The sequence below is a fragment of the Paenibacillus sp. LS-5 genome (genome assembly GCF_056121505.1).
The window spans coordinates 1-12,834 of sequence record NZ_JBWAVA010000017.1; the positions used below are offsets into that span (position 1 = coordinate 1).

Genomic DNA, 12,834 nt, shown 5'->3' on the forward strand with positions numbered 1-12,834 from the left:
TGAAGCCTATATTCAATTTTATAACGAACATCGACCGCAACGAAGACTAAATAAGCTGCCTCCGGTAGAGTACCGGAGGCAGCTTATAGCCTTGGGTCTTTTTTCAGTGTCTATAAAACAGGGGCTTGACCATGACAAGGGACCGGGCCTATTTGTATATGTTCCGTTGAAATTCCTGCTAAATCCAGCCCTTCTCTTCTGCCAACCGTACGGCTTCGATCCGGCTCTTCACTTCCAGCTTGTTCAGAATTTCCGATATGTAATTGCGGACGGTGCCATAGGAAAGGTGAAGCGTAGCGGCAATTCCCCCCGCACTCTGGCCGGCACCTGCCAGCTTCAGGATCTCCTGTTCCCGGGAAGACAGCGGGTTCTCCTCCCGCAGGCTGCCGAAGACCAGCTCGGGAGACACCTCCCGGTGGCCGTTCATCACCCGGCGGATCGCATCCGCCAGCTTATCCACCGGTTCATCCTTCAGCAGATAACCTTGAATCCCAGCCTTTACGCCCCGCTCAAAATATCCCGGACGGGCAAAGGTGGTCAGGATAATGATTTTGGTGGCAGAGCCCTTAGCTTTCAGAGTTTCTGCTACCTCCAGCCCGCTTTTATATGGCATCTCTATATCCATCAGGCATACATCCGGCTGCAGCCGTTCGATCACTGCAAGCGCCTCTGCTCCGTCTCCGGCTTCCCCAACCACTTCAATATCGTCCTCCAGATCCAGCAGCGAAGCCATGGCCCCGCGCAGCAGACGCTGATCCTCAGCAATCACGATCCGTATCATGCGGTCACTCCATCCTTTCTCTCCTTGACTACTCTCGGGACGATTGCCGTTAAGACAGCCCCCCGCTCTGCTCCTGAGCGAAGCGTAAGCGATCCATCAATCAGCGACAGCCGTTCGGCCATCCCTTTGATCCCGTTACCTTCGCTCCGCCCACGGCCGGTCAGATCCTCGCTGTGCAGACCGACTCCATTATCCTCAATGGTAATCTGGACATCTCCCTCTGTCATGCTAATGGCAATGCGGCACCAGTCCGCTTCACTGTGCTTCACGATATTGGTCACCGCTTCCTTGATGCAAAGACTCAGAATATTCTGCGTCAGGTCGGACACACCCTCCAGCACAGTATCCCCCTCGATCTCGAGGGTAATCTCCGCAGTGCGCAGCATCTCTCCCACTTCAGCCAGCTCTTCGGCTACGGATATGGCACGCATCTCTGACACCAGCTCACGAACCTGCCGCAGCGCCGCGCGTGAAATCCGCTCGATCTCTCTCGCTTCAGCCTGGGTACGACCGGTATCCTTGGCCGCAAGCTTTTCCACCAGTTGACTCTTAAGGGTGATCAGGGACAGCGTATGCCCCAGCGTATCGTGCAGATCCCGGGCAATCCGCATCCGTTCCTCACGTTTGACCAGCTCCTTGATGACCTCATTGGCCTGATCCAGCTCCTTTTCGAGCATTCTCTTGCGGTACAGCGAGCGAATGCCAAATGGAGTGACCAGCATAATAATCATAAAAGGGTAGAGGAACAGCAGATCCCCCACAGCCATCCTCCAGGTAGCCATAATTAACGGGATAATCACCATGGCAGCAAAAGCGGTATAAGCGACTTTAAAATGCTTTTTATCTGTATACCAGCCGATGAAATTTGACGTGAAGAAGCCCATAAACAGATCATACGGCGTATAAGCTACACTCAAAATCACAATAATCAGCATCTGCACCGCCAGCCACAGGGTAAAGTCTCTGCCAGTAACCCAATAGAGCTGACGGTAGGTGATGACGAACAAAACCAGCATGACTGCACCCAGCACCAGCTTGACTCCCTGCTCCTCCTGCAGGTTGATGGCCGGAAACAATAAATACAAGAGCCACATATAAGGGAAAAAGCCGAATCTTTGCGGAAACAACCGGAACTGCCTGCGCGTCATTGTAGATTACACCGCTTCCTGTTTTTTTCGGATATAGACCGATAGTATCATAAATACTGCCAGATATCCGAGCAAAATCAGGATGCTGCTCCACTGCGGGTGATTCCCTGCTACGATCCTCCAGGCCCCATCCCCAAAATTATAGGAAGGCAGCCAGCGGCCAATCCGCTGCATCAGCTTCGGCATAATATCAAGCGGCATCCACATGCCTCCGGCAACCGCCAGCCCCATATAGAGCACATTACTGACCCCGCTTGCCGTATCGGCACGCTTCATGAAACCGACCAGGGTGCCTAGGGCCAGGAAAGGCATAGATCCAGCCAGAATCCACAGTCCGCACAGCAGCCATTGTCCAGCCGTCAGCGTTACGCCGTTCATCAAATATCCCGCGGCAAAAATGCAGAGTACCGAGAACAGATGCATGAGGGTCTGGCCGAACATTTTACCTGTAAAATATACCGAAGACGGCAGCGGGGTGATACGGATAAAAGTATTCCAGCCCTGGGTCCGCTCCTGGACCAGACGAATGCCGAGTGTCATAATGGCCGAACCCATTACACTGAAGGTAGCCATAGACATCAGGTAGTGCGCCTGCCACTCTGAGACATCGTCTTGCCCCGTACTCACTACTCTTGTAAAAATAAAGTAGAACATGATCGGCATCAGCAAGGACCAAATTACATAATAGGGATTACGAAAAATCCGCAGCATCTCCGCTTTGCACTGGCCGGCAATAAGTCTCATCATTTCGCATCTTCCCCCATATTCAATGTTAACTGCTCGAATGCTTCATCCAGGCTTCCCTGGTGAATACGTATGTCCCTCACGGCAAGACCGCCGGTTACTATCGAACGGAGTGTCTCATCCGTATTCTCTGTTGTCACATGGATGCGGCCATCTTTGTCGTAGCAGTCTTCTACAGAGGGCAGTTCCAGCAATTGTCCGCGCAGGAGTTCGGCATTTCCGTCCGGGAGCAAGGATAGCGACTGCTTCACCATTCTTGCCTTGATCTCTGCCGGACTGCCGTCTGCTACAAGAGACCCTTGGCTGAATAGCAAAATCCGGTCGGCAATATCCTCGGCTTCCTGCAGATAATGGGTCGTGAACAGGATCGTTGTGCCCCGGGCGGCCAGCTCCCTCACTGTATCCCAGAAATGGCGCCGGGCCGTGGTATCCAGTCCAACCGTTGGTTCATCCAGGAACAGCAGCTGCGGGTTTCCCGCCAGCGCAAGCGCAAAGGACAGACTCCGCTTCTGGCCACCAGAGAGCTTCTCCGCATAGCGGTTCAGATCCTGTGGAGCCAGCCCTGTCGCCCCCAGCAGAAAATCCATATCCATCGGTTGCGGATAATAGCTGCGGATCAAGGCGATAATCTCCCGGACCTTAAGCCGGTCCATTACACTTACCTCCTGCAGCATAGCCCCGCTGCGCTGCCGCACCGACACATCCCGGGGTGAGCTTCCGAATACCTTCACCGTGCCTTCCGTCGGTTCCAGGAGCCCTAGAAGCATCGAGAGCATCGTTGTTTTCCCTGCACCATTGGGTCCAAGGACCGCTGTAATCGACCCCTTGCCGATGGTAAAGCTGATGCCATCGACCGCCTTTTTATCATTGAAGACTTTGCTGACGCCATTCATCTCAATCACATGGTTCATGCTTGATTCCTCCATTACCGAATGTCTTTGCCGTACTTCCATAGTAATCATTAACAGGAGAGGACATCAGTATGGACTGTCATTTTTTCCGTGTGACAATTGTCATCCGGCTTAGAGCAAGCACAGAGAGCAAGCCCCCTGCTCCGCCGGGCATGTCAAAGAGCCTTCCCGCCAACGTGCAGCGTTGACAGAAAGGCTCCTTCGACTCTATGAGATTGGCAGCCATGAGGCAATCCTGCCCTATTTCTGCATGAACCCTTTTTGCAGCAGGAACTCCTTCATCTGCAGCCGGGAAGGCTGGGCGAGACGCCCTGCCATCATCTCGGACCAAGGCGTATCCTTCTGCCCGCCGGTCCGTTCAAGCATGTAATCCTTCGTAATTTCATCATACAACTTCACCTGTCCTACAGATGCTTCAGCCTGATAGCTGTTATGATGCAGCACAGCCTGGAGCGGAAGACGCGGGCGGATGCCGTTCACTCCGGCGGGATATCCAAGGCACATACCGAATACCGGATAGACCAGTTCTGGCAGTCCCAGCAGTTCAGACACTTCCGCAATATGATTGCGTACTCCTCCGATATAGACAATACCAAGGCCAAGCGACTCTGCGGCAACTGCTGCATTCTGCGCAGCCAGCGCTACGTCAACGGTGGCTACAATCAAATTCTCGGTAGAATCCTCGTAGGATTCGGCTCCCTGCAGATAAGGTCCGCTGATCTCACGCAGACGGTATAGATCGGCACACCAGACCAGGAACACCGGGCACTGCTTAATGTAGGCCTGATCTCCGGATAGCTTGGACAGCTGGGATTTGAGGTCCGGCTCCGTCACAGCAATGACCGAATAAGCCTGGACACTGCTGGAGGTTGAAGCCATCTGGCCCGCTCCGATGATGGCGGCCAGTTGTCCGTCGCTTACCGGCTTGTCCAGAAACTGGCGGACAGAGGTATGCCGGTTCAGCAGCTCAAGCGTTTCGTTATTGGGTTTCATGATCGATTCTCCTCGCTTTGCTCTATTTATAGGGTTGTTCCAGGTTCCTGGCTATCTCCTAATCCTTCAAGGATATTATGAACACAACACAAAGGGAACACAACTGGAACTGATAACAAGGAGATTCACTCTATCCTCCGTTATCCACTTCACCTCTCTAGACAGACAATAGTCCCTTCTGATGAAACCGACTAGGCGTTTGAGAATGGCTTGAAGCTGATACTGCTCGGGATTGAGCAGGTGATAAAAGCGCAGGAGAAGCAGAACGAAAAAAACCGCTCATCCAGTTGTCGGATGGGCGGTTTCGCTTGTATTTCTATTTGAAAAGTACACCAAGCAGGTAATCGCAGTTGATACAGGATAATCCGGCCCGCGGCCGTAATCTACAGCTTCACCCGCTGCAGCCGCAGCGCGTTCAGGACAACCGAGACCGAGCTGAAAGCCATTGCAGCACCGGCGAGCCATGGAGCGAGGAAACCCAAGGCAGCAATCGGAATGCCAATTGTATTGTAGGCCAGTGCCCAGAACAGATTCTGCTTGATGTTCCGCATCGTTCTGCGGCTCATCATGACTGCATCCGGGATGCTCATCAGGTCACCGCGCATCAAGGTGATATCCGCTGCTTCCATGGCCACATCGGTACCGGTACCGACGGCCATCCCGGTATCTGCTGTCGCCAGAGCAGGGGCATCGTTGATGCCGTCGCCGACCATGGCTACTTTGACTCCACCGCTTTGCAGCCTGCGGATCTCGGCAGCCTTGCCTTCTGGAAGCACCTCGGCCAGCACTGTATGGATGCCGGCCTGCTCAGCGATGGCCTGGGCCGTAATCTTGTTGTCCCCGGTAATCATCACCACTTCAATGCCCATTTCATGCAGCTTGGCTACCGCTGCCCGCGAGGTTTCCTTGATGGTATCAGCAACCGCTACAACCCCCGCGATCACCCCTTCCACAGACACAAGCATCGCGGTTTTCCCTTGCTGCTCCAGCTTCGTCATGAGCGGCTCCCATGGACCAGGCAACGCGCCGCCTTCCTCCATCATTCTGCGTGTACCTACGCTCACAGATTGTCCGTCAACCACTGCGGAAATCCCACGTCCCGGAACCGCCTGGAACTGTCCTGCTTCAGGCAATTCCAGACCTCTGGCTTCAGCACCGGCGACGATGGCATCCGCCAATGGGTGCTCTGAGAGCTTCTCCGCAGCCGCCGTAAGGGAGAGCAGACGGTTCTCGGCATTCTCCCGGCCATGCGCTGCTATGCCTGTTGTGGTAAGAATATCCGTCAATACCGGCTTGCCGCTTGTAACAGTTCCTGTCTTGTCGAGCACCACAACCTGAATCCCCTGGGCCGCTTCCAGATGCTCGCCGCCCTTGAACAGGATGCCGAATTCAGCTGCACGGCCCGATCCGGCCATAATCGAGGTAGGCGTGGCCAGACCCAGTGCACAAGGACAGGCAATCACCAGCACAGCAATAGCCTTCTCGAGCGCCTCAGCGAACTGTCCCGGAGCACCCCATACGTACCAGATTACAAAAGTCACTGCCGCAATCGCCACCACAATCGGCACAAAGATCCCGGAGATCACATCAGCGATCCGCTGTATTGGCGCCTTAGAGCCCTGCGCTTCTTCGACCACTCTAATAATTTGCGCCAGCGCGGTATCTCGGCCTACCTTGCGGGCCTTGATCCGCAGCATGCCGTTTTTGTTCAGTGTGGCTCCGATTACACTGTCTCCCGGCTTCTTCTCCACCGGAATGCTCTCTCCGGTCAGCATGGATTCATCCACAGAGGACAGCCCGTCAACAACCTCACCATCCACAGGGATCTTCGTACCCGGCTTCACGAGAACAAGATCTCCCGGAACCACTTCCTCTACAGGAATGCTAAACTCAGCGCCGTCACGAATTACCAGTGCAGTCTTGGCCTGCAGGCCCATCAGGCTGCGGATCGCATCAGAGGAACGCCCTTTTGCCAGAGCTTCGAACCATTTCCCGACCAGAATCAGCGTAATCAGAATCGCACTGGTCTCATAGTACATATCCACGGCATGATTCATTCCGGTCATGCTCAGGGAATCAATCGTCAGATACAGACTATAGAAATAGGCCGCTGAGGTACCCAGCACTACCAATACGTCCATATTGGCGCTGCCGTTCTTCAGAGCCTTATAAGCACTGACATAGAATTGCCAGCCAATGATGAACTGCACCGGTGTCGCCAGCACCAGCTGGAACCAAGGATTCATCAGCAGCTCCGGTGTCCAGATCCAGTCTGTAAAAGAGAAATGGCCTGCCATCGCCCAGAGCAGCGGTAACGAGAGTATTGCAGCAATCATCCACTTATTCCGCTTGCGGAGGATCTCCAGCCCGCGCTGGTCAGCCTGTTCCTTGCGGTCCTGTTTCAGCGTTGCCTTGTACCCGATGCTGCTTACCTTCTCCATTATGTCGGATACGCCAACGTCTCCTGGCGAATACTCCACATGCGCCGTTTCCAGCGCCAGATTCACGTTCACGTCCGCAATGCCCGGCATGCGTCCCAGCACCTTCTCAATCCGTGCAGAACAGGCTGCACAGGTCATGCCTGAGATGTCGAAATCCACGGACTCCTTGCGGGTATCATACCCTAGCGAACGGATCTTCTCCTCGATTTGCGGCACTCCCGCAACTGCTGGATCATAGCCGATTGTTGCCTGCTCCAGCGCCAAATTCACATTCGCCTTCGATACCCCCTCCATACGGGAGAGCCCCTTCTCAATCCGTGCCGCGCAAGCAGAACAGGTCATTCCTGTAATCTGCAGCGTGGTGTGCTTAAGGGCGGGATCAGCTGTCTTCTCCATTTATACGCACCCCCATACCCCTAAGGGGTATAATATTTTGTAAAATAAAAGGCATTGGCGCCTCTGAAATCTCAAGGATTCCCTGCTCCAAGCCTTTATATGCTGATTTTCTATTAGACTACGTCGTATCCCTGATCCTCAATGGCCGCTTTAATTGCGCTTAGGCTCACTTTGTTCTCATCATAATCAACGGCTACCTTCTTAGCCTGCAGATCCACCTTTGCTGTGGCGCCCACTCCGCTTACCGCTTTCTCGACCGCACTCACACAATGACCACAGGACATTCCTTCTACATTTAATGTTGCATTAGACATATTAACCCTCCTAAAAGTTTTGTTAGACTTATTTCATCAGCTTATTAACCGTGATCAGCAGCTCGTCGATAACCTCATGTTCTCCGGCCTCAATCCGCTCGATAATACAACTCTTCATATGCCCTTCAAGCAGCAGCTTGCCGACGCTATTCAGTGCCGCCTGGACCGCCGCCAGCTGGTTGAGCACATCATCGCAGTACGTATCCCGCTCGATCATGCCTTTGACACCGCGGATTTGGCCCTCGATCCGGTTGAGACGGGTAGTGAGCCCGCTCTTGAACTCCGCTGAATGATGACTTTTACGTACACCGGGAGCAGAAGGATGACCATCATTTCCGCAGGAATGTTCCGCGTGCTCCTTCTCATTTGTAGACACAGGAATCAGCCTCCTCAACATCAATATAATATACCCCCCATGGGTATGTCAATACCCAATCTGTCTTTCCTGAACTTTCACGAACAAACCCTATTTTTGTCATGATTTAGCAGGATTTTCCGATTCGGAATCGAATGTATATTTCTGAGGCTCCTTTAAATCCGTTTGGTCGAATTCTACAATTTCACGAACGCAGAGGAGGGGTAGCATTGTTCAAATGCATAACCGGCAACCACTTGAAGAACAAGGGACACTTGTACTCCTTAATAATATGCTCAATCGGTCTGGGCTTGTTTGTAATTTATAGTAAAAGTTCACTGCAGCACTTCCCTTCCGCCACTTGGGGCTGGATTACCGCCATGGCGGGGGCGGCAGTGATTCTGACGATCTTCACCTTTCAGCTTCCTCCACAGGGAAACGGGCTGTCGCTCGACTCCTCTGTTTACTTGGCCTGTATTTTTGTCTATGGCCCTTCCTTCAGTCTTACGGCTCTGCTGCTGAGCTCCCTGATGCTTGTTCTCGTCGAATGGGGGAGAACAGCGTGGTGGAAGCACCTCAATAATTTTGCCGTATACTGCATCATGATTACATCCGCTTCTTCTGTCTTCAAGATGCTCGGCACCGTGCCTGGACCGCTGCTCAGCCACCACCTGGAGGCCTATGTAAGCGCTATGGCTGTATATTTTATCCTGAACACGCTGCTGATCAGCCTCTATTATTTCATTGTTTTTCACAAAAATTTGTACGACACCCTCAAAGGAATGCTGACAGATACCCTCCTGGCCTATTCCAGTACCCTGGTGCTGTCCCTGGTCTTGACCATTCTGCTATATCACAATCACATGGTGGGGCTTGGCTTGTTCCTGTGCCTCAGTATTCTCATCTCCTATGCCTTCAAGCGGCTGTTCAGTATGTACCGCGATATCGAGGAACGCTCCAACCGCGACCAACGGACAGGATTGTTCAACCACAGTTACTTTGAGCTTGCGCTGGAAGAAGAAATGCGCAGTTCGCAAACCGGCGGCAAGGCTCTTTCCCTGGCGATGATCGATATTGATGATTTCAAAAAGTACAATGATCATTTCGGCCATCTTAAGGGCGACGGGTTGATCGTTTTTTTGGCGGAGCTGCTGAAGCGGGAGACCCGGAATACGAGTATTATTCTTTCCCGCTATGGAGGGGAAGAATTCACACTGCTGATGCCCGGCTATGACGCAGCAGCGGCCAGAAATTTTATCGAATCCCTGCGCAAAACGCTCAACCATTCCCGATTTGAAGGCAGCGAAATTTTCCCTCAGGGCTGTCTGGCCTTCTCTGCCGGCATCGCCGCATACCAGCCGGATGTCCATTTCAAATCCGAGCTTGTTGACCATGCAGACCAGGCACTCTACTATGCCAAAAAACAGGGAAAAAACCTCGTTCATGTCTATGGAAGCCAGTCGCTGCTGGAGCAAGACATCGATTTCAGCCAGGATGTGCGGGATATTGAGCAGCAGCTGAACCTGTTCATGTACAAGGATCTGGAGACCTTCAAGCATTCGAAGCGCGTCTTCCGCTATGCGGTAGACATCAGCGAGCTGCTGCAGCTCGACCCTCTCACCAGACGGCAGTTTACACTGGGCGCACTGATTCACGACATCGGTAAGCTGGAGATTCCCTGGGGAATCCTGAACAAAAAGGACAAGCTGTCACCCGAAGAGTGGGAAATGGTCAAATGGCATGTCACCTGGGGCAGAGAAATGGCGTTAACTAATGATAAATTCAAGGAGCTCACCCCCTACATTGAGCTGCATCACGAGCGCTACGACGGCCAAGGTTATCCTTACGGCTTCAAATATGAAGAAATCCCCCGGCTATGCCGGATGCTGACCATCATTGACTCCTTCGACGCCATGACCACCGAACGGCCCTACCAGCCGACGAAGTCATTCCAAGAAGCCATTATTGAGCTTCGCGCCTGTGCCGGCAGCCAATTCGACCCTGACCTGACCGAGCTGTTCATCCAGTACATCCAGAAGCAAGACTCCATCAGTAGTGAAGCGGCGATCCACATAAGCTGAACTATATAAAAATAAAATTGTTGTTATTTATATCCCTCATTATTGCAATACTTAGTTCTACTGCCGTTCTTGTATAAGGGCGGCGGTTATTTGTGTTTTGCGTTTTGTATGATTTCAAGACCTGAACAGAAAAAATTTTTGTTAAAAATGAAGTAAAATAAGGCTTGCTACCCTATTCAAATTTGACTATAATAAGGCTCTCAAAACATTTTCAGAAGGAGTATTCAAACCATGAATAGTAAAGAAAGCAACCTGAAGCTTGTTGTTGTCGGTCTGCTGCTCGGTATTCTAATGTCCGCAATGGACAATACCATCGTAGCTTCAGCTATGGGCACTATCGTCTCCGACCTTGGCGGACTCGATAAAATCGTCTGGGTAACCTCGGCTTATATGGTTATGGTTATGGCCGGAACGCCGATCTTCGGCAAGCTGTCCGATATGTATGGCCGGAAACGTTTTTTCATCTTTGGCCTGATCGTATTCCTGGCCGGCTCTGCACTATGCGGAACGGCAACCAGTATCACACAGCTCAGTATATACCGGGCTATTCAGGGTATTGGCGGCGGGGCACTTATGCCGATTGCCTTCACCATTGTGTTCGATATCTATCCCCCGGAAAAAAGAGGCAAGCTGACCGGACTCTTCGGTGCCGTCTTCGGGATTTCGAGCGTGCTTGGCCCCTTGCTTGGTGCTTATATTACCGACTATGTAGGCTGGCAGTGGGTATTCTACATCAATCTGCCGATTGGTATCGTCGCTTTTATTCTGATCACTGTGTCCTACAAAGAATCCGTCTCCCACTCCAAGCAGCGTATTGACTGGGGCGGCGCCTTCACTCTGGTGGGTGCCATTATCTGCCTGATGTTTGCCCTGGAGCTGGGCGGCAATCAATATACCTGGGATTCGGCTCAGATTCTCGGGTTGTTCGCCGGCTTCGCCGTACTGCTGATTGCCTTCCTGTTCATTGAACGGGTAGCGCCGGAAGCAGTCATTTCCTTCGCCATGTTCCGCAACCGGTTATTTGCAACCAGCAGTCTGCTGGGTTTGTTCTACGGCTCCGCCTTCATTGTCGCCACAGTATACATTCCTATTTATGTACAAGGGGTATACGGTGGTTCGGCTACAAACTCAGGGCTGATCCTCATGCCGATGATGATCGGTACAGTCATCGGCAGCCAGGTTGGCGGACTGCTTACCACCAAGACCAGCTTCCGCAACATTATGCTGTTATCTGCGGTATGCTTCGTGGCTGGAGTGTTCTCCTTAAGCACGCTGACCCCGGATACTTCCCGCCTGATGCTTAATGTGTTCATGGCGCTGACCGGATTTGGTGTGGGTTTCTCTTTCTCCGTGCTCAGTATGTCCTCAATCCACCATTTCGACATGCGTCAGCGCGGCTCCGCTACTTCGACCAGTACCTTTATGCGTTCACTGGGAATGACGCTGGGCATTACAATCTTTGGGATTATCCAGCGCAACAGCTTCACGAATGAGCTTAGTAATGCTTTTGGCGCAGGTGCAGATACTTCGTCCTTCGGAGATCCCCGGTCGGCCTTGACTCCGGAGGCCAGAGCCCAGATTCCTGCTCCTGTGCTGGAGAAGATCACGAATGCACTGTCCGGCTCAATTTCCCATACTTTTATGTGGGCGCTGGTTCCAGCTGTGCTGGGATTTGTTTTTGTCCTCCTGATGCCGGGCGACCGTCTCAAGGTTCACAGTAAAAAGCAGCAACCGGCTGGCAATCAGGGTTAAGCCGTTATGTCCATGAAGATGGTGATTCTCGGTCTGCTGCTGGAACGGGATATGCACCCCTATGAGATTAAGCTGGTAATGAAAGAACGGACGATGGACCAGATGATGAAGCTTCAGATGGGGTCTTTATACTATGCTGTAGACAAAATGGCCAAAGAAGGCCACATTGAAACCGTAGAGGTTATTCACAGCAATGACCGTCCGGACAAGACGATCTACCGCATCACCGATAAAGGCAAGGACCTGTTCCAGCAGTTGATTCTGCAGCAGATCAAAAAGAACGAATTGATCTTCAACCCGCTGTATACTGCGCTTGCGTTCTCCCGTCATATTGATCAAAGTAAGGTCGAGAAGTTGCTGGAGGAACGGATTCGGGAAACCGAACATAAAGTGAATTTTGCCTATCAGGTGTATGAGGAGCATATTGCCATCGTCCCACGCTCGGTGCTTCATGCGATGTATGGCAAATATGAGCATAGTCTTATCGAACTGAAATGGCTGAAGCGCCTCTACGCGGATGTGTCCGAACGGAAAATGAATGATATCGGTACACCGCTTGATTTGTAGCATGCATGCTTAGGTTTGGAAAGAGGCCCCCGGGGGCCTCTTTCCTGTTTACAGGGGAGGAAATCCGTTTATTAATGAGCAAACTGCCGAAAGTGAGGAGAAGCCACATGGACAAAGATAAAAAGCTCCAAGGAGATAACCGTGATCACCCTGAGCAATATCCCACCGAGAACCCCAGTCTGTTCGATCTGGACGAAAGTGAACAGAATGTTGATCCGATCCCCATGGAGGATTTGAATCTGGAGAAGCAGGAAGAAAAAGATAAGGAAGGCACCAAACACCGTTCCTCCAGTGACAAAAAGTACCATACCGGATTCTAAAGAGGTACACTATGCTCAGAGCTGTCATTTT

General features: G+C 52.1%; 12 protein-coding genes. 4 read left to right on the top strand and 8 right to left on the bottom strand.

Annotated features, from left to right (window positions below; translation table 11 throughout):
- Positions 1–178: 178 nt before the first annotated feature.
- The 8 genes from AC0MA3_RS20960 to AC0MA3_RS20995 form a co-directional block, all read right to left on the bottom strand.
- Positions 179–781 (bottom strand): response regulator transcription factor, encoded by a 603-nt coding sequence (locus AC0MA3_RS20960; protein ID WP_474657603.1) that lies wholly within the window; start codon positions 779–781, stop codon positions 179–181.
- Complete coding sequence (locus AC0MA3_RS20965; RefSeq protein WP_474657604.1) at positions 778–1,929, bottom strand: sensor histidine kinase; 1,152 nt, start codon at positions 1,927–1,929, stop codon at positions 778–780. Before AC0MA3_RS20965 ends, AC0MA3_RS20960 begins: the two co-directional genes overlap by 4 nt.
- A gap of 6 nt (positions 1,930–1,935) precedes the next feature.
- Positions 1,936–2,673, bottom strand: coding sequence for an ABC transporter permease (locus tag AC0MA3_RS20970; RefSeq protein ID WP_379158750.1), 738 nt, complete (start codon positions 2,671–2,673; stop codon positions 1,936–1,938).
- Positions 2,673–3,584 (bottom strand): ABC transporter ATP-binding protein, encoded by a 912-nt coding sequence (locus AC0MA3_RS20975; protein WP_474657605.1) that lies wholly within the window; start codon positions 3,582–3,584, stop codon positions 2,673–2,675. The genes AC0MA3_RS20970 and AC0MA3_RS20975 overlap by 1 nt, the downstream gene beginning before the upstream one ends.
- A gap of 240 nt (positions 3,585–3,824) precedes the next feature.
- Positions 3,825–4,577, bottom strand: a complete 753-nt coding sequence (gene nfsA, locus AC0MA3_RS20980; protein ID WP_474657606.1) for an oxygen-insensitive NADPH nitroreductase — start codon at positions 4,575–4,577, stop codon at positions 3,825–3,827.
- Between the two features lie 383 nt (positions 4,578–4,960).
- On the bottom strand, positions 4,961–7,414 hold the full coding sequence (locus tag AC0MA3_RS20985) for a heavy metal translocating P-type ATPase (protein ID WP_474657607.1): 2,454 nt from the start codon (positions 7,412–7,414) through the stop codon (positions 4,961–4,963).
- Positions 7,415–7,527: 113 nt separating this feature from the next.
- Positions 7,528–7,728, bottom strand: a complete 201-nt coding sequence (locus AC0MA3_RS20990) for a copper ion binding protein (protein ID WP_379158127.1) — start codon at positions 7,726–7,728, stop codon at positions 7,528–7,530.
- A 28-nt stretch (positions 7,729–7,756) separates the two neighbouring features.
- Positions 7,757–8,125, bottom strand: coding sequence for a metal-sensitive transcriptional regulator (locus AC0MA3_RS20995; protein ID WP_474657723.1), 369 nt, complete (start codon positions 8,123–8,125; stop codon positions 7,757–7,759).
- Positions 8,126–8,313: 188 nt separating this feature from the next.
- On the opposite strand from AC0MA3_RS20995, the gene AC0MA3_RS21000 reads away from it, so the two are divergent.
- The 4 genes from AC0MA3_RS21000 to AC0MA3_RS21015 all read left to right on the top strand — a co-directional run bounded on the left by AC0MA3_RS21000 (position 8,314) and on the right by AC0MA3_RS21015 (position 12,803).
- On the top strand, positions 8,314–10,164 hold the full coding sequence (locus AC0MA3_RS21000; RefSeq protein ID WP_474657608.1) for a bifunctional diguanylate cyclase/phosphohydrolase: 1,851 nt from the start codon (positions 8,314–8,316) through the stop codon (positions 10,162–10,164).
- Positions 10,165–10,395: 231 nt separating this feature from the next.
- Entirely contained in the window at positions 10,396–11,916 is a 1,521-nt protein-coding gene (locus tag AC0MA3_RS21005) for an MDR family MFS transporter (protein WP_474657609.1), read from the top strand.
- A gap of 6 nt (positions 11,917–11,922) precedes the next feature.
- Positions 11,923–12,483 carry a PadR family transcriptional regulator gene (locus AC0MA3_RS21010; protein ID WP_474657610.1) on the top strand — a complete coding sequence of 187 codons (561 nt, stop codon included), beginning with the start codon at positions 11,923–11,925 and terminating at the stop codon, positions 12,481–12,483.
- A 107-nt stretch (positions 12,484–12,590) separates the two neighbouring features.
- Positions 12,591–12,803, top strand: a complete 213-nt coding sequence (locus tag AC0MA3_RS21015) for a hypothetical protein (RefSeq protein ID WP_379158112.1) — start codon at positions 12,591–12,593, stop codon at positions 12,801–12,803.
- Positions 12,804–12,834: the final 31 nt, after the last annotated feature.

What these genes read in the sequence shown, in the direction of transcription:
- nfsA (WP_474657606.1), bottom strand. Translation starts at nt 4,577, where the DNA reads ATGAAACCCAATAACGAAACGCTTGAGCTGCTGAACCGGCATACCTCT.
- AC0MA3_RS20995 (WP_474657723.1), bottom strand. Translation starts at nt 8,125, where the DNA reads ATGTTGAGGAGGCTGATTCCTGTGTCTACAAATGAGAAGGAGCACGCG.
- AC0MA3_RS20990 (WP_379158127.1), bottom strand. Translation starts at nt 7,728, where the DNA reads ATGTCTAATGCAACATTAAATGTAGAAGGAATGTCCTGTGGTCATTGT.
- AC0MA3_RS21015 (WP_379158112.1), top strand. Translation starts at nt 12,591, where the DNA reads ATGGACAAAGATAAAAAGCTCCAAGGAGATAACCGTGATCACCCTGAG.
- AC0MA3_RS20965 (WP_474657604.1), bottom strand. Translation starts at nt 1,929, where the DNA reads ATGACGCGCAGGCAGTTCCGGTTGTTTCCGCAAAGATTCGGCTTTTTC.
- AC0MA3_RS20985 (WP_474657607.1), bottom strand. Translation starts at nt 7,414, where the DNA reads ATGGAGAAGACAGCTGATCCCGCCCTTAAGCACACCACGCTGCAGATT.
- AC0MA3_RS20975 (WP_474657605.1), bottom strand. Translation starts at nt 3,584, where the DNA reads ATGAACCATGTGATTGAGATGAATGGCGTCAGCAAAGTCTTCAATGAT.
- AC0MA3_RS20960 (WP_474657603.1), bottom strand. Translation starts at nt 781, where the DNA reads ATGATACGGATCGTGATTGCTGAGGATCAGCGTCTGCTGCGCGGGGCC.
- AC0MA3_RS20970 (WP_379158750.1), bottom strand. Translation starts at nt 2,673, where the DNA reads ATGAGACTTATTGCCGGCCAGTGCAAAGCGGAGATGCTGCGGATTTTT.
- AC0MA3_RS21005 (WP_474657609.1), top strand. Translation starts at nt 10,396, where the DNA reads ATGAATAGTAAAGAAAGCAACCTGAAGCTTGTTGTTGTCGGTCTGCTG.
- AC0MA3_RS21010 (WP_474657610.1), top strand. Translation starts at nt 11,923, where the DNA reads ATGTCCATGAAGATGGTGATTCTCGGTCTGCTGCTGGAACGGGATATG.